The sequence below is a fragment of the Corynebacterium sp. Marseille-Q2823 genome (assembly GCF_903645345.1).
Taxonomy (GTDB): Bacteria; Actinomycetota; Actinomycetes; order Mycobacteriales; family Mycobacteriaceae; genus Corynebacterium; species Corynebacterium hiratae.
In genome coordinates, this window is sequence record NZ_CAHJXS010000007.1 from 40,497 (window position 1) to 62,389 (window position 21,893).

Consider the following 21,893-nt stretch of genomic DNA (forward strand, 5'->3'; position numbering starts at 1 on the left):
GCCCTACTCTAGCCTGACTCCTGAGCTGTCCTCTAGCGCGCGATGATCGGAGAGGAACGCACTCCCTGCAGGCCTTCGACCTCACGCCAATAAGAACGCTCGGATCCACCCGCGGGAAGCTGCAGCAGCGCATGCGCATCGGTGACATAAAGCGTCGACGGCGAAGAGGCCACCGCGACCACGGGTGCGGTGATATTTCCGGTGGGCAGTGTGGTGGCCGAAGATCCGTCTTGCTCGATGCGCCACACCGGAGAGCTCGACGCCGAGGTACCCACGAGCAGGGAGCCGTCTGTCTGCCACTCCACCGACAAAGCAGAGCCGGCCAGCTCTGGGCCCACCTGGTGAACGTTGACGATGCGCCGCTCACCCGACGTCGCGCGGGCAACCACACCGGTATAAATGCTGCCATCGATAATCATGGCGATACGCGCTCCCGTCAGGGACAGCCGGATGACGGAGATTTCGCCTTCCACGTTCTCTAATGCGGAGGTGTCCACCTCCGCGGTGCTCAGCTCGCCGGTGGCCGGCGAGCGTGTCACGCGGACCACGTGCTTGCCGTCGACGACGGTCCACGCCACCTGTCCTCCCACCTCGAAGGTGGGGCGGGCTAAAGTTTCACCCTTGACCGAATCCTTGAGCTCGTGGCCGAGCTCGCCCATCGCCAGCTGTGACTCCTTCTCAGAGCGCTTGCGTACCGCGGCGACCATGCCCTCATCGGAGACGTCCGCGGACTGGATATCGTGAATCTGCCCGGCCATTCCCTGCACCTCGGTGCTGCCTTCACCTTTAACCTCGAGGAGTGAGCCGTCATTGACCGCGTAGAGCTTAGGCACGGACTGGGCAGCCACCTCTGGGTTGAACTCGGCAAAGTCATCGATGGTCATTTCCTCCATGCCGTCGACAAGCGGGCTGCCATCGATGGTGGCGCGCACTGAATTCGTGATCTCTGCGTTGTTGAGGGTCCAGACCAACTGGGCGGCGAACTTGAGGCGCTCCTCCTGGGTCATTCCTGCCATCCCGCTGAACTCGTAGACGCCATCGTTGATTCCCAAGAAGGTAGCGTCCTTGGGGCTTAAGGTGGACGTCGCCGGCGCGATATCGGAGGACGGCCCCTGCAGCAGCAGGGTCACTAGCTCCGAGGCGATTGACTCCTTCCCCGAATAGAGCCAACGACGGTCCGCCACCAGCAGGCGTTGGGTTGTATCGAAAAAGTACAGCGACTGCGGCCGGTAGCGGTTGCGCAGTTCGGTGCGCTCAATCACAGCACCAGTGGGCAAATCCGTGATGCGCCATTGCCCATTGAACTGGCGCAGTCGGACGGTTGCTTCGATGCGCGAATTATCGGGGACATAAGCCCCGCCATTGGCCAAACGGCCAATAATATTGCCGCGGACCGAGTATTCCAGGTCGCCGTCTTCCATATTGGACGTCACGAGATCGATGGAATCCACCACCAGAACGGTATCCGTGGGGTCCCAGGAATTAGCTATATTCGTCGAAAGGAAGGTGCGGGCGGCGGCGTAGTTACCGGTGGGAATCGCCACCGCCGAATAGAAGTCACGCACGAGGAGATCAGGCTCGCTATCTGTACGCGGTTCGACGACAGCATCGTCTGCCCGGTCATGCGGTTCGAAAGTCCCGATCACTTGCGGATCCGTGTTGTTCGGCAAGGTCGAGCACCCGACGAGGGCTATGAGCGCAACGCAGCTGAACACTGCGAGTGGGCGGCGGGCCGGCATCATCGCTGGGCCTCCTCCTCGAAATCAGGAACGGTGTTGTGATTGAAAGGCGTGTCCACGCCACGGGATTCGCGCTCTGAAGGCCACACGATTCCTGTGTCCGAATCACCTTTCAACACAGGCATGTCCGGCTCCGAGGTCAACTCGAGCGCGGATTGTTCTTCTGCCTCGACCTGCTCCGGTGCACCTGGGACCTCCAAAGCGATGGGCTCGGACTCTACCTTCTGGTCTGGTGTGCGGGGCAGGATAAGGCGGAAGCGCGAGCCCACGCCGAAGTAGCCAATAGCGTCCAACGTACCGCCGTGCAGCACCGCATCTTCGCGGGCGATGGCGAGGCCGAGACCGGTTCCGCCAGAATGGCGTTTACGGGAAGAGTCCGCGCGCCAGAATCGGTTGAACACCAACTCCTCCTGGCCCTCCTTGAGGCCGACACCGGAGTCGGTGACGGCGATGCCGACGGCGTCGTCCGTCGCCCCGATATCCACGGTGACGGGGTTTCCCTCAGAATGGTCGATGGCATTCGCGAGCAGGTTGCGCAGGATGCGCTCGACACGCCGTGAATCGCATTCGACGGCCACGGGTTCCTCCGGAACATGGACGATGACCTCCACACCGAGCTCGGCGGCAAGGCGTTCCACCTGACTCAGCGCGGAGTCTACGCAGGAACGAATCTCGATAGAGGCCGTGGACAGATCCGCCACGCCCGCATCGTGGCGAGAGATTTCCAACAGATCCGCCAGCAGGTCCTCGAAGCGATCCAGCTCCTTGATAAGCAGCTCCGCCGAGCGCTTGGTATAAGGGTTGAACTCATCCGCGTCCTCCGCGATGACATCCGCCGCCATGCGCACCGTGGTTAGCGGCGTGCGCAACTCGTGCGACACGTCGGAGGTGAACTGCCGCTGGAGATCGCCATACTCCTCCAGCTGGGCGATTTGCTTGGAGAGCTTATCCGCCATGTCGTTGAAGGAGGAGGCAAGGCGGCCCATCTCATCATCCGAGTTGACCACCATGCGCTCACGCAGGTGGCCGGCGGCAAAGCGCTGCGCGATGCGGGAAGCAGAGCGAATCGGCACGATCACCTGCTGGGTAGCCAGCCACGCGATGCCCACGAGGAGGACCACGACGACCACTCCAGCAGCAGAGAGCAATCCGCGCATGAGCGCCATCGTCGATTCCTCAGACTCCATGGAGAGCACGAGGTAGACCTGGGTATTCGGGATATCGCTTTCAATGGGCGTGCCCACCATCAGCGCGTTATATGTTGCCCCCGACTGCTGGTCCACCGTGGCGTATTGCTGCACGACTTGGCCCTGACCGACGAGCTCGCGCATGCCATCGGGGATGCGGTAGCCCTCCGGCGAGGTGGTGGCCGTGCCGTCGGAGTTTTCCACGAGGATAACCGGTTCGTACACGGCCTGAGCATCGGGTTGCTGTGCCGACATCTGCCCCAGTGCGGCGCGTGCGGAGTTGATGCGCACCTGCGTTGAGTTAGCCGTTCCTGTCGCATCAATCTGTTGCTCCACGGCTACGCGGGCGCGGTCAAGCTCTTGCAGCGCGGTGTCCTCTTTCTGGCTCACCAGCTGCTGCGTAAGCACCGACACCAGAGCGTAGGCCAGGATGATCATGACCACCGTGGAGGCCACCAGCATCATGCCCAGCACGCGTGTCTGCAGGGACGTACGCCAGCGCTCGACGATGCCATCCCGGGCTCGCCCTAACCAACCAAAAATAGCGGCAGTCCTTTACTCGGCGGATTTTCCAGTCTTGTACCCCACACCGCGCACGGTGAGGACGATGTGGGGATCCTCCGGATCGTGCTCAATCTTGGCGCGCAAGCGCTGAACGTGCACGTTGACGAGGCGAGTCTCCGAGGCATGGCGGTAACCCCAAACGGATTCGAGCAACGCCTCACGGGTGTGGACCTGCCCGGGCTTGCGGGCCATTTCCAAAAGGAGGTCGAACTCCAGCGGGGTCAACGAGATTTCTTCGCCGCCCTTGCGGGTGACGGTGTGCTCGGGAACGTCGATAAGCAGGTCCCCTACCTCGATGACCTCTCCCGAGCCCCCGTCGATCCGGCGCAGGCGCGCACGGATGCGGGCAATGAGTTCCTTGGGCTTGAAGGGCTTGGTGATGTAGTCATCCGCCCCCGATTCGAGGCCGAGGACCACGTCGACGGTGTCCGTCTTCGCCGTGAGCATGACGATGGGCACGGAGGACTCGGTGCGGATGGCACGGCAAATATCGACGCCGTTCATGCCCGGCAGCATGAGATCCAACAGGATCAGATCTGGGTCGTGCTCACGGAAGGCTGGGATGGCCTCGTTACCATCGTTGACGGCAATAGGTTCCAGCCCCTCTGCCTCGAGCACGATGGTGAGCATTTCGGCGATTGCCGGGTCATCATCCACGACCAAGATTTTTGGTGCCACGTTATTGTTCTCCTACAAGCTCTTTGACAGCTTGGATAATCATATCGGCATCCGCGGTGGCGATCCACTGCCCAGCCCACTGCTGCTGCGCTAGACGACGGTAAGCAGCGGCCGTGCGGGCCTGCAGCCCCGCATCCCGCTCATAGCGATCGCGATGGCGCCCCTCATCCTCCGCCGCGCGGGCCACGGCGCGTTGGCCGGCGACTTCGACGTCGGTGTCCAAGAAGATCTGCAACTGCGGAATGGGAAGGCCAAAACGCTCGAATTCGAGCTCGTAGACCCAGTCAACGATGAGCTCCCCGCCCACCCTTGCGGCGGAGTAGGCCGCGTTCGATGCCACGTAGCGATCCAGGATGAGCAAGGAGTCTGTGGATTCGGCGGCGGCGAGCAGCTGTTCCTTAGCGCCCCACCGATCCAGGGCGAAGAGAGTGGCCATCCCGTAAGCCGAATCGGTGAGATCTCCCATGCGCCCATAGAGCGCCTCCTGTGCGAGCTGCGCGTGCACGGAGTCTTCGTAGCGCGGGAAGCTTAAGACCGAAACCTCACAAGCAAGCTCTTCCCGCAGGCGCCGGGTGATGGTGTTCTTTCCCGCACCATCGATTCCTTCAATACTGATCAGCATGCTGGCGTACTAGGACAGCGCCTCGATGAAGGGCTCGAGGTCGTAGTCCTCCTCGACGCCTTCGAGCAGCTCGAGGGCGTGCTCGTTGAGGTTCTCGCTACCGGAACCGGCCAGATCACGAATGAACGGGTAGTCCTCAACGACCTCCCCGGCACTGAACGGGGCGCCCGCCCAAATCGCGGCGATCGTGGCCGCCGCCAGCGCGTTGCGTTGCTCGTCCTCGGTCTGATCCTCACCGGAGACCGCCAGGGCGCAGGCATCATCGACCGCGGCAACGATCTCTTCGTCCTCAAGGTCTGCCAGTTCATCCAAGAAGTCGACGTTGACTTCGTCGGCGAAGATGTCCTCATCCCATGAGCTCATTGTTTCTCCTTCATCTTTTACGCGAATAGGGGGTTTATGTTGGGGTCTATTTTCTTGTGTCCACGGTGGGTCAGTGTGGCGTCGTGGGGCGCGCCCACCGCCAGCCGCTATCTAATCCAATTTCTACCATTCTTTAGGCGCCCTTATGCAAGGCTTCGGCCAATGAGCCCGTTTATTACAGCTGCGCCACAGTTCTCCGTAACGCCGACCTGCCTGCATCGTAGAAAGAATTATGAACAGGGGTTATTGCCCAGGCCATTTACTATCCCTATATTCGTGCTATCGTTGTTACCGACTTGTGACCTTTGTGCAGTTAGGAGAGCGCCCCGCATGACGAGCAGTTCACGCCGCATCCTCGCCTTCGTGGCGGCCGGCCTCCTGTGTGCCGTCGCCGTGGGCGTCGCGGTGTGGCGCATGAGCGCACCCGAATCCGTCGTGGCTAAGCCCTCGGCCGCCACCGCGGTGTCCAGCACAGCCACCACGTCCTCATCAGCGACGCACTCCTACACCACCACGGCTTCTCCGACGACCACCCAGTCGAAGGACTCGCACACGCCGGTTGCTGCACCGGCAGAGGATCCGTACTTAGCGCCGAACGCCGTTGTCAACAACACGGAGCCCGCTGGCCCCACGGCCGTCTACCGCCCGGATAACGTCTCCTCGCTGCAGAACCAGCAACCGCAGGCGACACAGAACGTGCAGAACCCGCCGGCACCGGTTGCTACCACCCCAGCGACAGCTCCCTCGACTGACCCGTCTACGGCCTCCGAATCCGTGGCACCTGGCTCTACCCCGCAGCACACCGAGTCAACGCCACCGCCGGCCACCCTGGAGCCGCAGACTGCCGCACCGCAGGATTCGGCCCCACAGGAATCCCGCGGGGAACGCGAGCACAACCCCCAGTTGACCGAGCAGCAACCCACCGAGGCCCCTATATCCCCGCAGGGCGAGGACTCCCCTAAGGCTTCTGATTCCTTCATCCCGCGGCCGGCCGGGCTCGCCCAAGAAGCACCGAAGCCTGCGGCAGAGCCTGACTTCGTGACGGAACACCGGGAGCCGACCGAAGCAGAGCGAAAGCAGTGGGACGAGTCTGCCCAGCACGGCAACGAGCGCTAGAGTCGCTGGCGCGTGAATCCGAGGCGCACCGGACCAATGAGGCCCCCACCCCGGCAGCCCCAACGGATGACGTCCCCGCCGCGGAGGAACCGTCCGCAGAAACCCCCACCGCCGTTAAGCCGGGCGAGAACCCCATGGAACCCGCCGCCGAACCAGCAGCGGTGCATCCTTAAAGCGTTGCATTCTAGAAGCGGTGCACCTTAAAAGGTGCACCTTTAAGCTCTAGACGCGAGCGACAAATACCTCCGCGCCTTCGGTCTCCGCGGCACGGATCGTGGCGGCTGGGTCGCTGGCTGGAATCCATGCCGCGTGGCCAGCGCTGAAGTCCACGCTCTCCCCCTCGTCGTTGCTCACCGTGGCCGCGCCAGCGGTGCACAGCAGGATCATCGGGCCGTCGCTGTCTACCTCGGCGGAGTCCGCAGCGGAAAGCTCCACGCGGTCCAGCAAGAATTCCTCAATCGGCACCGGGTAGGCCCACGCCGTGGCCCCCGTAATACTGCCCGTTGCTTCCTTTCCAGCTGCGTCTGCGTGCGCTATTTGCTCCACTCGCGGATCCTCCGCCGCCTGGTACGTCAGGACCTTGACCAGCTCAGGAACGTCAACGAACTTCGGGGTCAGGCCGCCGCGCAGCACGTTATCGGAGTTGGCCATGATCTCCACGCCCAGACCAGACACATAGGCATGCAGCTGTCCGGCGTCGAGGTAGATCGCCTCACCCGGCTGCAGGACGATGTGGTTCAGCAGCAGCGCGCCCAGCACGCCGATGTCCCCCGGGTATTGCTCGTTGATCTTCGACACGGTCCCCATCACGGTAGACATCCACGGTTCACCAGCTTGGCTTTCGCGCAGGTGCTCACCCGCGGCTACCACCGCGCTGATAAGCTCCTTGCGCTTAGCGCTGGGGATAGTGATCCACGTGGTAAACAGCGCGCGGAGGCTGTCGCCTTCGGCAGCGGGGTCCGGATCGAGCATGCCCTCGTAGTGCGCGAGCTCTTCGCAGTCCAAAGCCGCGAAGAGGCTGCGGGTCTGCGAGAGGGGGCGGAAGCCCGCCATGGCGTAAAACTCTGTGAGTGCCACGATGAGCTCCGGCTTGTGGTTGTCATCCTTGTAGTTGCGATTGGCCGCTGTGAGTTCGATACCCTCCGCGTTCTCGCGAGCAAAGCCTTCCTCGGCCTGTTGCTTAGACGGGTGCGCCTGCAGCGACAACGGCTCGGCCGCCGCCAGGATCTTCAACAGGAAGGGCAAGCTGGCGCCGTATGTATCCGCTACCCGCTTCCCCAGTTGTCCTTGTGGATCCGCGGCGATGATCTCATCCAGCTTTTCTCCCTCAATCGTTGAAGGATCCGCCGGGTGCGCACCAAACCACAGCTCAGCAACCGGGCTTTGAGCCTCCGGCTCGCCGAGCAGCGTCGGAATCAGCGTGCGTGAGCCCCACGAGTAATTGCGGGCTGCACTGGTGAGCAACTTCATTGACTTCCTCTATTTCACGTCGTAGGCGGTCGCGGCATAACTGCGCGTAATCAGCTGCAGCGCGCGGGCCAATTCCCCACAGGAGGTGTCGGCGCTCGCCGCTGCGAAAGAATGGGGAAGGTTCGCCTCTTCCTGTCCCCATAAAACAACTCTCAAGGGTACCAAAGGGTCTTCCGATTCAAACGGGTCATAAAAGATATCCGTCGGAGCGGTCTGCAAGATTGGCCCTAAGCCTTCCGCATCAACAACGGTCCCGCCCAGACCGTGGGCCGCCCACAACGCGCCGGCCATGCGAGCAACAAGCGCGCCGAGGTGTACGCGCGTGCGCTCTTCTGACAGCGCATAGGGATCGGGCCCGCTGCTGTGGATAACCCGGCCGCCGTCCACGAACTCACGCAGCGCGCGGCCAGGGTTCGTCGTGGAATCGCGCTGCGGGGACAGTGCTTCCAGCTCGCGGTCCACGGCATCGGCGACATCCTCCAGCCGGCGGGAGACGAGTACCGGGTCTTCACTGAGCACCGCGTGCACTGCATGCAATGCCGCGATGGCGCGCACCGGGGAGACCCCTTCGGCGGTGGGCAGGTTGTCGATGACGATGGTGTCCTCGGGGGCGTCCTCGATCTCGTTGAGGAGGACGGTCGTCGCACCCCGGCGCGCAGCGGTATGCAGCGCGCGCTCCGCCCATGGGCTATCTCCCGCCACCACCACGACGTCGAGGGCACCGGTAAAGCGCGGTAGTGACTCGCTGACCATGATGGGGACTTCGGCGGGCTCGGCTAAGCCCACAGCAACGTGAGCGGCTGCGCGGGAAACCTGGTCAGCGGCAAGGACGACGATACTGCGCGGGCGCAGCCCACCCAGCACGCGAGCCAGCTCCGGTACGGCGGCGGCCACCACGCGAGCTTGCGCGCCTTCGTGGGCGATGTCGAAGAAGCTCACGGACTCGGGGTCATAGGAAGTCATAGGCCCGAGCATAGCTAGGATGAGCCTCCATGAGCATTCATCCGGTAGTCCTTGTCGGCGGCGGCCCTGGCGCGTGGGATCTCATCACCGTGCGCGGCATGCGGGCGCTGCAGGAAGCCGAGGTCATCGTGGCCGATCACCTCGGCCCCACCGCCCAGCTGGATAAGCTGTGCGATATTGACGCCAAGGAGCTTATCGACGTCTCCAAGATCCCCTACCGCGCCCAAGTAGCCCAGGAGCGCATCAACGAGATTCTGGTTGACAACGCCCGCCAGGGGCGCCGCGTGGTCCGCCTCAAAGGTGGGGATCCTTATGTGTTCGGGCGCGGCTTCGAAGAGCTCACTGCACTCACTGCGGCAGGCATCCCGGTGGAGGTCGTCCCCGGGGTGACCTCGGCGGTCGCGGTACCCGCACTGGCGGGAACGCCGGTGACCCACCGTGGGGTTGTGCACGCCTTCACTGTGGTCTCCGGGCACCTGCCGCCAGGCCACCCCAAGTCCTTGGTGGATTGGGCAGCACTGGCACGTTCCGGGGCTACCTTGTCCGTCATCATGGGCGTCAAGAACGCAGCTGCCATCGCCGCCGCGCTGATCGACGCCTCCCTCTCCCCCCACACCCCCGTGCGCATCATTCAGGAAGGCTCCCTCGATGGTGAGCGGGCCTTCCACTGCGAGCTCGCCGAGCTAGGCGCAACCATGGAGGAGAACTCGGTGGCTCCCCCGGCGGTCATCGTCATCGGCGAGGTTGCTGGGCTCTAGCCCCGAGCTCTAGTCCACTCCGACGCGCTCGTCCTCCGAATCCGCGGAGCTTCCCGCATGGGCGCCCTCGCGGCCGGTCGGCTCCGTCGTTTCAACGACACGGCTGCTGGTGCGCTCCTGCGAAGCGCTATCCCCCTCCGCGCCCTGCGCGGATCGAGCCCGGCGTTGATTCGCCCAGACCGTGAGAGCAACTCCGAGGACCAGCGCAGCGACCTGCAAAAGAAGGATCTGCTGATGCGCCAGCGCCCACCCTAGGGCCCTAGGAATATTCAGCGTCACGATAGCCGTGCCCACGAATCCCCCAAGGAGCGTGGGGTTGATGCGCGAGATAAGCCAGGCTGCAATCGGTGCGGTGATCACCCCGCCGATAAGCAACGCTACGACCGCCGCAGCGTTAGCCACGATCTCCTCCCAGAGGCCAACGATGAAGCCCGCCGTGGCGCCAAAAGTAACGAGGAATTCTGCGGTGTTGACCGTGCCGACGATGCGCCGCGGCTGCTCCCGGCCGACCGCCATGAGCGTCGAGGTGGAAATCGGGCCCCAGCCACCGCCGCCCGAAGCATCGACAAAGCCTCCCACCAGGCCGAGCCCCGCGAGAAGAGGAGTGGAGTGCTGTCGAGTCTCCTTCGGTGTGCGGCTCCGTGGGCGCGAGAAGCGCCAGACGAGGTTGATGCCTAGGACCACGAGAATCGCAGACGTTACGGGCGCGGCAGCTTCGAGAGAGAGGTTAGACAGAACCGTCGCTCCGATGAAGGCTGACAGGCCTCCCGGCACACCGAGCTTGAGCACCGTAGGCCAATGCACGTTGCCAAAACGCCAGTGGCTAATTCCGGAGACCAAGGTGGTACCCAGCTCCGAGGCGTGCACCACGGCGGAGGCCGTCGCGGGCCCCAACCCCGCCAGCAACAGGATGGTGGTGGAGGTAACACCAAAGCCCATGCCGATGCCACCGTCGACAAGCTGCGCGGCAGCACCCGCAACCGCGATGAGAATGAGGCTACGCATGGGCCACCTCCGCATAACGGTGGGAGACAATGCCGGCGAGTGCCTCACCCAGCGGAGGGAGAATCTGCCGAGTCTCCCCATCGCTGCGCCCTGCATCCTCGTCGAGGCGATCTAAGAGCAGCCCCGGGCTCACAAAGAGTGGCACGACGACTTCCTGATTTCCGTCCACGCCAACGGGCTGGCGCTCACCACGCGTGGCATAGGCAACCTTCGCTGTGCAACCGGCAAGCTCACCGACACGACGCGCTAGATCAGCAACGGCGGCGTTGGCACGCTCATCAGAGGAGCCGACAGAATAGAGCACGACGGTATCTGTCCCCTCCGGGACGCGCTCAGCCAGCAGACGCGCCATGTCCTCACCGGTACCGAGTCCACGGGCTTGGTGAAGGCGCACTCCAGATGCCGCAGAAGCCTGGGCTAATGCTTCAGGAACGTCGATGCGCTGGTGGTAACCCTCGGTGAAGAGCAAAGGCACAACGACCGCCTCGCGTACCCCTTGCGCTGCTAGGCTGCGCGCCGCCTCATCGAGCGGCGGGTCATTGAATTCCAAGTGTGCGGCGGTAGCCGGCACCCCGGCTAGCTCGCCAGCGGCGTGGGTCAGGGCCATAACGTTCGCTGCGGCCTCGGGGTGGCGTGAGCCGTGTGACAGGGTTAGTAAAGCAGTAGTAGCGGTCGGGGCGGTCATGGTGTGTTTCCTCAAGTGTGAGCTTTCGCGGTGGAGTGGCCGCGGCGAGCGAGAGAGCGCTGCAGCGCCTCCGTGGAGGAGACCGCCGGCGCAGGCGCTACGGGGGCATCGTCCTGGCCGTGGAAGCGTACGGAAAAGATGCGGAGGCACTCCTCGCACTTCCAGGCAAAATCATCTTCCTCATCGGGAAATAGGTTTGTCCCGGCACAGTAGGGACAAAAGGCTGGGTGGTTACGGTTCGGGTTGGGCTGACGGCGAAAATTCACTGCAGGTCCTCCTCGTCCGCGCGCAGGACCCAGTGGCGGAACTGTTCGCCGTCTTCGCGCTGTTCCTTGTACTTGTTGACCAAGCGAATGACATAGTCCGGAACCTCATCCGCCACCACCTTGTGTCCGCGCAGCTTGCGGCCCCAGTCCGGGGATAGGCCGAGGGCGCCGCCGAGGTGGACCTGGAAGCCCTCGACACGGTTGCCGTCTGCGTCGGTGACGATCTGCCCCTTAAGACCGATATCCGCTACCTGCGAGCGTGCGCAGGCATTAGGGCAGCCGTTGAGGGCGATGGACAGCGGGACGTCGAGGTCACCAAGGGTATCTTCCAGTATGTCGACGAGCTCGATGGCGCGGGCCTTGGTGGTCACGTGGGCGAGCTTACAAAATTCCAGCCCGGTGCAGGAGATGACGCCGCGGCGGAACTCCGAAGGTTGGGAGTACAGGCCCGTCTCATCCAAGGCACGGGACAGGGCGGGGATATCCGCTTCTTCCACGTCGAGGAAGAGCAGCTCCTTCATCGGTGTCGTGCGAATGCGACTGATGCCGAACTTCTCAGCCACGTCGGCGATGGCAATGAGCTGCTCACCAGTGGCATGCCCCACGGTGGGTTTGACGCCGACGTAGAACTTGCCATCCTGCTGGCGGTGCACGCCCACATGATCGCGGTTGCCGGGTGTGATGGGGAGCGGGAGGCCGTCGAGAAGCGGCGCGTCGAGGTATTCCTCTTCCAATACCTTTCGGAACTTCTCGATGCCCCACTGCGCTACGAGGAACTTAAGGCGCGCGCGGTTGCGGTTGCGGCGGAAGCCATAGTCGCGGAAGATGCGCGCCACACCGGCCCATACCTCCGGCACGCGCTCGAGCGGAATCCATGCGCCGAGGGACTGCGAAAGCATCGGGTTGGTCGACAGGCCTCCGCCGACAAAGCAATCGAAGCCGGGCCCGTACTCAGGGTGATTCGTGCCCACGAAAGCAACGTCCTGGATTTCGTGGGTGACGTCTTGGCGGGCGTTGCCGGAGATGGCGGACTTGAACTTACGCGGAAGGTTATGGAATTCATCGCGCAAGAGGTAATCATTCTTGATCTCCTCAATGGCCGGGGTGGCATCGATAATTTCGTCGGCGGCCACTCCCGCTACCGGTGAGCCCAGGATGACACGGGGGACGTCGCCGCAACCCAGCAGAGTATCTAGCCCCACAGAGCGCAGTTTCTCCCAAATGGCGGGGACATCCTCAATCTGAATCCAGTGCAGCTGGATGTTCTGACGGTCCGTAAAGTCCGCGGTGGAGCGCGCATAGTCGCGCGAAATCTCTCCTACGGCACGCAACTTGGCGGGATCGGCGCGGCCGCCGTCGAAGCGCACGCGCATCATGAAGTACTCATCCTGCAACTCGGCGTTACTGAGTTTGGAGGTCATCTCGCCGCCAAGGTTCTGGTTGCGCTGGGTGTACAAGCCCAACCATTTAAAGCGCGGGGCAAGATCCTCGGCGAGGATGGAGGAAAAGCCCTGCTTGGAATAGATATCGATAACGCGCTGGCGCACGGCCAGGGCATCGTCGGCCTGCTTAATCTCCTCGTCGGAGTTCAGCGGCGCGGTGCCATCAATCTTCCACTGGCCTTCTGGCTTCTTTGCGCGGGCTGGTCGCTTCGTCGCGGTGGTCATAATCTGCTGCCTTCCGTCGGTTAGTGAAAACCTACCGGTCTAGCCAAAACAGACAAAGCGGTCTTTTTTATTTTCTCCCGAATATGCAAAGCACGCTGGGTTTATGCCACAATGTTCTCCGAATGTAATTAGGCCCAGTTGCCCTACAGCAGACAAGCCGGTTCAATGAAACCCACGCTTGTTTAGACCTAAGCTTTCGTTAGTTACTACAACATTCCGAAAGGCCATCATGACCCAGCAGCCCCTGAAAGTAGCCGTCATCGGCGCCGGCCCAGCCGGCATCTACGCCTCCGACATCCTGGTGAAGAAGACCGCCGGCAACGTTCAGATCGATCTCATCGAGCAGATGCCAGCCCCCTTCGGGCTCATCCGCTACGGCGTGGCTCCGGACCACCCGCGCATTAAGGGAATCATTAACTCCCTGCACCGCGTGCTTGACACCGACCAGATCCGCCTTCTGTCCAACATCACCGTGGGCCGCGATGTCACAGTCTCCGAACTCGAGGAGTATTACGATGCCATCGTCTTCGCCACTGGCGCCGTTGGTGACTTGGGCATGCAGATCCCAGGCTCCGACCTCGAGGGCATCCATGGTGCGGGCGAGTTCGTTGGCTTCTACGACGGCAACCCGCGCTTCGAGCGCTCCTGGGACCTCTCCGCCACCGACGTCGCAGTGATCGGCGTGGGCAATGTGGGCCTCGACGTGGCCCGCATCCTGGCCAAGACCGGCGATGAGCTTAAGGAAGCCACGGAAATCCCCGATAACGTCTACGAGTCCCTGGCCAAGAACCAGGCCACCACCGTGCGCGTCTTTGGCCGCCGCGGTCCGGCACAGGCCAAGTTCACTCCACTGGAGCTCAAGGAGCTCGACCACTCCCCGACCATCAACGTGGTGGTGGACCCGGAGGACATCGACTACGACGAGGCCTCCCTCAAGGCCCGCGAAGAGGCCAAGTCCTGCGACCTGGTGTGCCAGACCCTGGAAGGCTACGCCATCCGCGAGCCGAAGGACGCCCCGCACACCCTGCAGATCCACCTCTTCGAGCAGCCGGTGGAGTTCATCGGCGAAAACGGCAAGGTGACTGCCGTGAAGACCGAGCGCACCGCACTCAACGGCGATGGTTCCGTCTCCGGCACCGGCAAGTTCACCGAGTGGCCGGCTCAGGCCGTCTACCTGGCTGTGGGCTACCGCTCCGATGCCATTGAGGGTGTCCCCTTCAACGAGCAGAAGAACGTCATCAACAACGACGGCGGCCACGTGGTTGACCTCGACGGTGAGGTCGTGCCGGGCCTGTACACCACCGGCTGGATCAAGCGCGGCCCGGTGGGGCTTATCGGCAACACCAAATCCGATGCCACGGAGACCATCGGCATGCTGCTTGCCGACGCCGAAGCAGGCAACCTCTCCCACTCCCGTGACGAGGACATCGTCGAGCTCTTCGAGTCCAAGGGCCTGGAGCACCTGACCTGGGAGGGCTGGAAGAAGCTTGACGCCGCCGAGCGTGCACTGGGTGAGGCCGAGGGCCGCGAGCGCAAGAAGTTCGTCGAGTGGGAAGAGATGGTCAACCACTCGCGCGGCTAAGCCGGCTCGTCCCAATTAAAACTGCCCTATCTGACGAAGTTATCGCTCCCACCGCAATGAACGCGGGGAGAATCGTCAGATAGGGCAGTTTTTCTTCAAGGAATTAGTGTGAAGGCACGTGCCTTCACACGCTAGGCGCGGATGATAGCGAGCACCTCGTCGACGATGGCCTGTACCTCGTCAGCGGTCTTGGCCTCAACGTTGAGGCGCAGCAACGGCTCGGTGTTGGAGGCGCGGACGTTGAACCACGCGTCGGTGCCCTTCAGCTGTACGGTCACGCCATCGAGCTCGTCGACGGACTCAATCTTGTCCGCCAACTCATCGAGCACGCGCTGCGTTGTAGCCTTCTGATCCTCCACGGTGGAGTTGATCTCACCCGAGGCCTCATAGCGTGAGTACTGCGCCATCAGTTCGCTCAACGGCTTGTCCTGCTCACCCAGGGCCGCCAATACGTGCATGGCGGCGAGCATGCCGGAGTCCGCATTCCAGAACTCCTGGAAGTAGTAGTGAGCGGAGTGCTCGCCACCAAAGACCGCCTTCTCCTTGGCCATCTGGGCCTTGATGAAGGAGTGGCCCACGCGGGTACGAACGGCCTTGCCGCCCTTCTCCGCGATGAGCTCCGGAACCGTCTTCGAAGTAATCAGGTTATGGATGACGGTGGCACCGGGGAACTTGTCCAGGTAGCGCTCCGCCACCAGCGCACAGATGGCGGACGGCGGCACCGGCTGGCCCTTCTCGTCCACCACGAAGCAGCGGTCGGCATCACCGTCGAAAGCAAGGCCGATGTCCGCCTTCTGCTCAACGGTGAACTTCTGCAGGTCCACCAGGTTCTTCGGATCCAGCGGGTTGGCCTCGTGGTTAGGGAAGGTACCATCCAGCTCAAAGTAGAGGTCACGCACGTCGAAAGGCAGCCCCTCAAAGACCGCCGGGACAGTGTGGCCACCCATGCCGTTTGCGGCATCCACCGCGACGACGAGCGGGCGAGAATTCTCCAGCGGCACCAAGCCGCGCAGGAAGGCAGCATAATCGCCGAGCACCTCGCGCTCAGTCACGGTGCCTGGCTCGCCGTCGAAGGCCGGGGTGCCGTCGATCAGCATGTCCTTAATCTGCTCCAGGCCGGTCTCCTGGCCCACCGGAACAGCACCCGCGCGGCACAGCTTGATGCCGTTGTACTTAGCTGGGTTGTGGGAGGCGGTGAACATAGCGCCCGCACAATTCAGGTGGCCAGCAGCAAAATACAGCTCATCGGTCGACGTCAGGCCGAGCTGGATGACATTGAGGCCCTGCGCGGCAGCGCCCTCCGCAAAAGCGGCGGCCAGCTGCGGGGAGGACGGTCGCATATCGTGGCCTACCGCCACGGTGGTCTCCCCTTCTTCACGGAGGATGGCGGCGAAGGCCGCGCCGGTATCGCGCACGAGGGCGTCATCGATATCCTCGCCCACGACGCCACGGACGTCATAGGCCTTGATCACTGCATTGAGCTGTTCACGAGTTCGCATAGCCCACAAGCATACCCGCGTCGGACGCGGTAATCCGCGTCCGACGGGCTAAAACTCAACTAACGAGCTAGTTAATGTCCGACGGGTTAATCAGTCTCCGACCGATTACTCGGCGTCCGGCACCACCGTCAGGTGTGCGCGGCGGCGCTGGCGGGCGTCGTGGACGCGGCGTGTGCGGAACACGGGGTGATTCGAGTTCCGCGGATCGGCGCCGTCGAAGGTAGCGGAGTAGTCAATGGGATCGGCACCGGAGCCGGCCGTGGAATCATCCACCAGGCCAGTGGTCACTCGCCCGGCCTCCCGAACGGCTTCGGCGAGCGCTGTGAGGTCGTCATCCTCATCAAGCTCGATGCGGTCAACACGCACCATCTCCCAACCTTGCGGGGCGGTGATGCGGGCGCTGTGTTTTTCACACAGGTCCCAAGCGTGGGGATCGGTTTCTTCGGACAGTGGGCCCACGACGGCGGTTTGCTGCGCGTAGGCATAGGTCAACGTCGCCACGGCGGACGGCCGCAGCCGGGGCGGGAGCAATGGCGAGAGCTAGTCACGCGCCCAAGTCTAAACCCTAACTTGAGATTTAGATAGTCCAACGCGGCGCCTCGACACAACCCTCCTTCAGCCCGGCCTAAACTAAGCCGCATGAGCACGCCCCGCCCGCATATCCGCCCGGCCCGCCACCGCCACGGCCGCGGTGCGTGAGCCGCTGCTGCCACACAACACGCCGCGCTATCGCAGCAGCGCCGAGCGCCTCGATGGCGCGCCGGGCTATGCCATCCATAACGCCTTTGCTGAACAGCTCACCGGGCTCGACCTTGCCGTTGATACCGTGCCCCGGATGCGCCTGTCGGTAGACATGACGGTCATGCCGGATGAGATCATCGCCGACGGCCCCGTTCCACTAGGGCGCATCGTGCCTGCGGGCGTGGATTCCGCCGGTCAGCCTACGCGCGCCCGCCTGGTCATTTTCCGCATGCCCATTGAGGAGCGCGTGCAGTCGGCACAGGAGCGCGAGGAACTGCTATCGACCGTGCTTACCGCACTAGTGGCCAATTACCTGAACGTCGATCCCGGAGACATCGATCCGCGCTTTACCTGGTAAACCACTCCTGAAAACCCATCGCTCCCCCTCACCGCTGGGGCTGAGGGCCCAAACGATAAGGGGGAGCGATGACGCTGCACTACTAGATCCGCTGCGCTTAACCGATCTCACGCTTTAATCGGCGGCGCTCACGGTCTGACAAGCCGCCCCAAATTCCAAAGCGCTCATCGTGCTCCAAGGCATATTCGAGGCATTCATCCCGCACTGCACAGGCCTGGCAAATACGCTTGGCCTCGCGCGTCGATCCGCCCTTTTCGGGGAAGAAGGCTTCCGGGTCCGTCTGGGCGCACAGCGCCTGGTCTTGCCACTCCTGCTCGACGGCACCAAAGAGTTCATCGAGCGACATCTCTGCAGCAGCACCGCCACGGAGAATAGCGCTGTTATTCGTTGTATTGTCCACGCCGCTTCCTTTCTCCGAGGTCGTTTCTCTCTTGATTCAGTGGCACCGACCCTACACCGAAACAATTTCTCGGTGCCACGCCCGCCGTGCCGTTGATTACACTGATGTCATTTCACACCGGATCACTAAATATCGTCAACCTGTCGCGGAAGATTTTTGTTGGGCTCCAGCGAAAACGCTGTACAGCATCCTCAACTTTCACATCAGTCACAGATCTCCTAGTTAAGGGGTGATCATCGGGGGTACTACATGTAGTGGCCACCCCCGATCCTGTGAACAATTCCAAGGTTTGTTCGGCGTGTCGCCACCCAGTCGGGCAAAACTCATGGATCTCATTCGCACCATAAAAACCATGCGTCACGGCATGAAAAGAGGCGCCGGGAAGATAACTTCCCAGCGCCAAGACCTGTGTCTATCCCCTGGCTTTGCCCCAGCTAGCTGAGGTGTTTAGGCATCCGAGCTAAAACGCACGCCGGCGTCCGGAATGCTGACACCTGGGAAGACGCGCATGCCGCCCTGCAGCTCGCAACGCGCGCCGATGGTGGCACCTTCGCCGATGACGCAGTTGTCGATGTGCGCGTTGGCACCAATGTGCGCGCCCGAGGCAATGATGGAGTTGTTAATGATGGCGCCCGGCTCGATAGTGACGCCATCGAAGACCACTGTGCCGTCCAAGCGGCAGCCCGCCCCAATCACGGAACCGCGGCCCACGGCCGTGCCGGACAGCAGCAGTACGCCACCGGCGATACCCGCAGACTCATCCACGACAGACTCACCCGTGCGCCCCACCAACAGCGGCGAATGCGCGATACCGCGCACCAAGTCGGAGGAGCCGCGGACGAAATCATCCGGGCGGCCCATATCGCGCCAGTAGGAGTTATCCACGTGGCCTACCACCAGGCGGCCGGACTCCAGCAGCTGCGGGAAGGTCTCGCGCTCCACGGAGACCACGCGGCCAGCCGGAATCGTCTCGATGACATCCTTCTTGAACACGTAGCAACCGGCGTTGATCTGGTTCGTCGGCGGATCCTCGGTCTTTTCCAAGAAGGCCGTTACTCGGCCCTCGGAATCGGTAGGAACGCAGCCAAAGGCACGGGGATCAGCAACGTTAAGCAGGTGCATCGTCACGTCGGCGTCCTTGGAATGATGCGTATCGAGGATGCCGTTGAGATCCATGCCGGACAAAACGTCGCCGTTGAACACCATGACCGTGTCCTGGCGCAGCTTGTCATAGACGTTGCGGATACCGCCGCCGGTACCCAGCGCGGTCTCCTCCACCACGTACTCAATTTCCAGGCCCAGATCGGAGCCATCCCCGAAGTACTCCTCAAAGACCTCCGCCTTATAAGAAGTGGAGAGCACCACGTGCTCAATCCCGGCTTCCTTGATACGGGCGAGCAGGTGCTGGAGGAATGGGTAGTTGGCCGTGGGCAACATCGGCTTCGGCGTGCCAATCGTCAGCGGGCGCAGGCGGGTGCCGCGACCTCCCACCAGAATGACGGCATCGGCCGTCGATCCCCACTGGGGCGCTGATTCAGTCATATCGTTCCTTAATCTCTTTCAGATAAGTCACCGTTAGTGTATAGGCGCGCCTGACTCAGGAGCCGTCGCGGCACGCGCTTAAAATCAGCCCGCGCACCCGCAGCCCCAACCACAAGGCCGCGCGCAGCGGCGCCTGGTACCAGTGCGGGTGCCTATCCGCCTGGAAGCGGTAAGCCGAATCGTGGTGGGCGCGCAGCATCGCGCCACGATGCGCTTTCGTCGAGTGACCCTTAGCGTGGGTAATCACCGCCGTCGGGCACAGGATGTTGCGCCAGCCGGCGCGAGTGAAGCGGTCCCCTAAGTCCACGTCCTCCAAATACATGAAGTAGCGCTCATCAAAGCCACCAATCTGCTCGAAGGCCTCCCACCGCACCAGAAGGCAGGATCCAGACAGCCAACCTGCCGGGCGCTCGCTGTTCATATCGGCGTCATCGCGATAGGCGCGCGACCACGGATTGGACGGCCAAATAGTTCCGAACAGCGCGTGGCCGATACCCGTGAGCAGCGTCGGTACGGCGCGCGCCGAGGGGTAGTTGCTACCATCCGGCTCCACGATGCGCGGGCCTACCGCCGCGGCATCCGGGTGGCGGCGCGCGCACGCAATCAGCTCATCGAGGGAACCCTCACTGAAGGTCACATCCGGGTTGGCGATGAGGAAGAACTCGTCATCGACGCCGTGCGCACGGGCGAAGCGTGCGCCGGCATTCATTCCAGCGCCGTAGCCGATGTTTCCTCCAGTATCGAGGAATTCCACGTCATCATGCTCCCGCGCGGCGGCTTCCGGCACCCCATCGGTTGAGCCATTGTCGGCGAGAACGGTGAGGGTAGGAAGGGACGTCGCCAAGCGCAGCGACTCCAGGAAGTCGCTGAGGTAGCGGCCAGGCGAAAAGGTCACCGTGACCACGGCCAGGGGTTTCTGTAAATTCTTCACGATGCTCTTGAGAGTACCCAACGCCGGCGTGCGCACGCGCCCGCGACACTGCTTCACGGTTTTGCAGCGTGCTCACTTAAACTAGTCCCGTGACTTCCCCGAATTCCCCGCGCGCCGCCCGCCACATTCAGGCCGCGCCCTCGCAGTCCGCGCCCACCGCCCAACGAGGATCGACGCCACTCAAGGCCGTCGTCGCCTTCCTATCCGCAGTGGTCCTCGTGCTCTCCGGCGTGGGTTACTTCACCGTGGGCAAGCTGGGAAATGACATCTCCTCCGCCTCCAATCTGGCACTCGGCAATCAGGGCGGTTTTAAGGACAACGGCATCGATGGCGCGGTCGATATCTTGCTCGTGGGCAAGGACTCGCGCACCGATGCCAAGGGGAATCCGCTTTCCGAGCAGGAGCTGGCGGACCTGCATGCCGGTGTGGATGAGGGCGAGGAAAACACCGACACCATCATGGTGATCCGCATCCCCAATGATGGCTCGCGAGCTACTGCAGTATCCATCCCGCGCGACACCTACGTCCACGACGAGGACTTCGGAAACACCAAAATCAACGCCGTCTTTGCGCTGCACAAAGCAGACAAGATGGAACAGCTGCAACAGGAAAACGCGGAAGCCGAAGCAGCTGGTGAGAAGCCGCCCCACACCGAAAAGGAGATGGAGAAGGAGAGCACCGAGGCCGGCCGCGCTGGTCTCATTTCGATGGTGCACAAGCTCACCGATGTCAACGTCGACCACTATGCTGAGGTGGGCCTCTTGGGCTTCGTGCTGCTTACCGACGCCGTCGGGGGCGTCGACGTCTGCCTCAACGACGCCGTCGATGATCCGATGTCGGGCGCCAAATTCCCGGCTGGGCGCCAAACCTTGCAGGGCTCCGAGGGCCTGTCCTTCGTGCGGCAGCGCTACGAGCTACCGCGCGGTGACCTTGACCGCATCGTGCGCCAGCAGGCCTACATGGCATCGCTGACGTCGAAGGTGCTGGATTCGGGCACGTTGACCTCTCCGGGCAAGCTCAACAAGATTGCTGATGCCGTTGAGCGCTCCGTAGTCATCGACGACGGTTGGGACATCATGGGCTTTGTCACCCAGCTGGCCGGGCTAGCCGGCGGCAACGTGACGTTTACAACGATCCCGGTGACCTCCATTACCGGCGTGGGCGACTACGGCGAATCGGTGGTGACCATCGATACCGCGGAGGTACACCGCTTCATGGATGATTTGGCCAAGTCCCAGGAGAAGGCTGAGGAGGACGAGAAGTCCGAAGACGCCGCCACCGACAAGGCTGCCGAGGAAGGCGAGAAACCCGTGGCGGAGGACCTCAACCTGCACGTCCTCAACGCTGGCACCGTCGACGGCATGGCCGGTGGAATCGGCGCCTGGTTGAAGAACGTGGGCTACACCGTTGAGCGCACCGCCAACGCGCAGTCGGGTCTATACACCGAATCGCAGATTGTTGCCGCAGATGCCAACGACGAGCGCGCTCTAGCCCTAGCCGAGCAGCTAGGTGGCCTGCCGGTCACGGCCAACGAGGAGCTCGAGCCGGACACCTTCATCGTGGTGGCTACGGATGACTACTCCGGTCCGAAGGACGACTCCGCGCAGGAAGAAGAGGCTGCTGCGGAGCCCGACCAAGGCGGCGATACTCAGCAGGTAGGTACCCCAGGCGATGACTTCGGTACCGCGGAGGTTTCGCCTGAGATCGACGCGGGCGGCGATGGCCCGCGCTGCGTGAATTAAGAGCGTCGTGGCGGG

Annotated in this window: 21 protein-coding genes and 1 pseudogene; 6 read left to right on the forward strand and 16 right to left on the reverse strand. The window is 62.8% G+C overall.

Annotated features, from left to right (window positions below):
* Window positions 1-32 precede the first annotated feature (32 nt).
* The 5 genes from lpqB to HWX44_RS09110 all read right to left on the reverse strand — a co-directional run bounded on the left by lpqB (window position 33) and on the right by HWX44_RS09110 (window position 5,153).
* The gene (gene lpqB, locus HWX44_RS09090) at window positions 33-1,742 is read right to left on the reverse strand and encodes an MtrAB system accessory lipoprotein LpqB (protein WP_046647445.1); all 1,710 of its coding nucleotides are present in this window, start codon (window positions 1,740-1,742) and stop codon (window positions 33-35) included.
* Window positions 1,739-3,412 carry an MtrAB system histidine kinase MtrB gene (gene mtrB, locus HWX44_RS09095; protein WP_303049255.1) on the reverse strand — a complete coding sequence of 558 codons (1,674 nt, stop codon included), beginning with the start codon at window positions 3,410-3,412 and terminating at the stop codon, window positions 1,739-1,741. The genes lpqB and mtrB overlap by 4 nt, the downstream gene beginning before the upstream one ends.
* A 69-nt stretch (window positions 3,413-3,481) precedes the next feature.
* Window positions 3,482-4,168, reverse strand: coding sequence for an MtrAB system response regulator MtrA (gene mtrA / locus HWX44_RS09100; protein WP_175974280.1), 687 nt, complete (start codon window positions 4,166-4,168; stop codon window positions 3,482-3,484).
* Between the two features lies 1 nt (window position 4,169).
* Window positions 4,170-4,790, reverse strand: a complete 621-nt coding sequence (locus HWX44_RS09105; RefSeq protein ID WP_175974282.1) for a dTMP kinase — start codon at window positions 4,788-4,790, stop codon at window positions 4,170-4,172.
* 9 nt (window positions 4,791-4,799) lie between these two features.
* On the reverse strand, window positions 4,800-5,153 hold the full coding sequence (locus tag HWX44_RS09110) for a DUF4259 domain-containing protein (RefSeq protein WP_046647442.1): 354 nt from the start codon (window positions 5,151-5,153) through the stop codon (window positions 4,800-4,802).
* 330 nt (window positions 5,154-5,483) lie between these two features.
* On the opposite strand from HWX44_RS09110, the gene HWX44_RS09115 reads away from it, so the two are divergent.
* Together HWX44_RS09115 and HWX44_RS13325 are read left to right on the forward strand one after the other, a co-directional pair.
* The gene (locus tag HWX44_RS09115) at window positions 5,484-6,269 is read left to right on the forward strand and encodes a DNA-directed RNA polymerase II (protein WP_254868153.1); all 786 of its coding nucleotides are present in this window, start codon (window positions 5,484-5,486) and stop codon (window positions 6,267-6,269) included.
* Entirely contained in the window at window positions 6,233-6,442 is a 210-nt protein-coding gene (locus HWX44_RS13325; RefSeq protein ID WP_254868154.1) for a hypothetical protein, read from the forward strand. The genes HWX44_RS09115 and HWX44_RS13325 overlap by 37 nt, the downstream gene beginning before the upstream one ends.
* A gap of 49 nt (window positions 6,443-6,491) precedes the next feature.
* Here HWX44_RS13325 and manA read toward each other — a convergent pair whose 3' ends face one another.
* Complete coding sequence (gene manA / locus HWX44_RS09120; RefSeq protein ID WP_175974284.1) at window positions 6,492-7,739, reverse strand: mannose-6-phosphate isomerase, class I; 1,248 nt, start codon at window positions 7,737-7,739, stop codon at window positions 6,492-6,494.
* A 9-nt stretch (window positions 7,740-7,748) separates the two neighbouring features.
* A complete protein-coding gene (locus HWX44_RS09125; protein ID WP_254868155.1) occupies window positions 7,749-8,702 on the reverse strand; it encodes an exopolyphosphatase in 954 nt (317 codons plus the stop codon).
* 29 nt (window positions 8,703-8,731) lie between these two features.
* Between HWX44_RS09125 and cobA the strand changes: the two genes are divergently transcribed.
* Complete coding sequence (gene cobA, locus HWX44_RS09130) at window positions 8,732-9,460, forward strand: uroporphyrinogen-III C-methyltransferase (RefSeq protein WP_175974288.1); 729 nt, start codon at window positions 8,732-8,734, stop codon at window positions 9,458-9,460.
* 9 nt (window positions 9,461-9,469) lie between these two features.
* Here the strand turns inward: cobA and HWX44_RS09135 are convergent, their stop codons facing one another.
* Genes HWX44_RS09135 through HWX44_RS09150 form a run of 4 tightly spaced genes read right to left on the reverse strand, consistent with a single transcriptional unit; the run spans window position 9,470 to window position 13,083 of the window.
* Entirely contained in the window at window positions 9,470-10,465 is a 996-nt protein-coding gene (locus tag HWX44_RS09135; RefSeq protein WP_175974290.1) for a sulfite exporter TauE/SafE family protein, read from the reverse strand.
* Window positions 10,458-11,150, reverse strand: a complete 693-nt coding sequence (locus HWX44_RS09140) for a sirohydrochlorin chelatase (protein WP_175974292.1) — start codon at window positions 11,148-11,150, stop codon at window positions 10,458-10,460. Before HWX44_RS09140 ends, HWX44_RS09135 begins: the two co-directional genes overlap by 8 nt.
* An 11-nt stretch (window positions 11,151-11,161) precedes the next feature.
* A complete protein-coding gene (locus tag HWX44_RS09145) occupies window positions 11,162-11,416 on the reverse strand; it encodes a hypothetical protein (protein WP_070754060.1) in 255 nt (84 codons plus the stop codon).
* A complete protein-coding gene (locus HWX44_RS09150) occupies window positions 11,413-13,083 on the reverse strand; it encodes a nitrite/sulfite reductase (RefSeq protein ID WP_175974294.1) in 1,671 nt (556 codons plus the stop codon). Before HWX44_RS09150 ends, HWX44_RS09145 begins: the two co-directional genes overlap by 4 nt.
* A 229-nt stretch (window positions 13,084-13,312) precedes the next feature.
* On the opposite strand from HWX44_RS09150, the gene HWX44_RS09155 reads away from it, so the two are divergent.
* Window positions 13,313-14,665 (forward strand): FAD-dependent oxidoreductase, encoded by a 1,353-nt coding sequence (locus HWX44_RS09155; protein ID WP_175974296.1) that lies wholly within the window; start codon window positions 13,313-13,315, stop codon window positions 14,663-14,665.
* A gap of 131 nt (window positions 14,666-14,796) precedes the next feature.
* Here the strand turns inward: HWX44_RS09155 and HWX44_RS09160 are convergent, their stop codons facing one another.
* Together HWX44_RS09160 and HWX44_RS09165 are read right to left on the reverse strand one after the other, a co-directional pair.
* A complete protein-coding gene (locus HWX44_RS09160; protein ID WP_175974298.1) occupies window positions 14,797-16,164 on the reverse strand; it encodes a phosphomannomutase/phosphoglucomutase in 1,368 nt (455 codons plus the stop codon).
* Between the two features lie 105 nt (window positions 16,165-16,269).
* Window positions 16,270-16,665 (reverse strand): DUF3499 domain-containing protein, encoded by a 396-nt coding sequence (locus HWX44_RS09165; RefSeq protein WP_029158935.1) that lies wholly within the window; start codon window positions 16,663-16,665, stop codon window positions 16,270-16,272.
* Between the two features lie 138 nt (window positions 16,666-16,803).
* Between HWX44_RS09165 and HWX44_RS09170 the strand changes: the two are divergent.
* Window positions 16,804-17,263: pseudogene (locus HWX44_RS09170) on the forward strand (metallopeptidase family protein).
* 97 nt (window positions 17,264-17,360) lie between these two features.
* Here the strand turns inward: HWX44_RS09170 and HWX44_RS09175 are convergent.
* The 3 genes from HWX44_RS09175 to HWX44_RS09185 form a co-directional block, all read right to left on the reverse strand.
* Window positions 17,361-17,609: a WhiB family transcriptional regulator gene (locus HWX44_RS09175; protein WP_005528147.1), complete on the reverse strand. Its 249-nt coding sequence runs from the start codon at window positions 17,607-17,609 to the stop codon at window positions 17,361-17,363.
* Window positions 17,610-18,110: 501 nt separating this feature from the next.
* On the reverse strand, window positions 18,111-19,205 hold the full coding sequence (locus HWX44_RS09180) for a sugar phosphate nucleotidyltransferase (protein WP_049156050.1): 1,095 nt from the start codon (window positions 19,203-19,205) through the stop codon (window positions 18,111-18,113).
* 55 nt (window positions 19,206-19,260) lie between these two features.
* Window positions 19,261-20,172: a glycosyltransferase family 2 protein gene (locus HWX44_RS09185; RefSeq protein ID WP_175974378.1), complete on the reverse strand. Its 912-nt coding sequence runs from the start codon at window positions 20,170-20,172 to the stop codon at window positions 19,261-19,263.
* A 53-nt stretch (window positions 20,173-20,225) separates the two neighbouring features.
* Between HWX44_RS09185 and HWX44_RS09190 the strand changes: the two genes are divergently transcribed.
* Entirely contained in the window at window positions 20,226-21,878 is a 1,653-nt protein-coding gene (locus tag HWX44_RS09190) for an LCP family protein (RefSeq protein ID WP_254868158.1), read from the forward strand.
* Window positions 21,879-21,893: the final 15 nt, after the last annotated feature.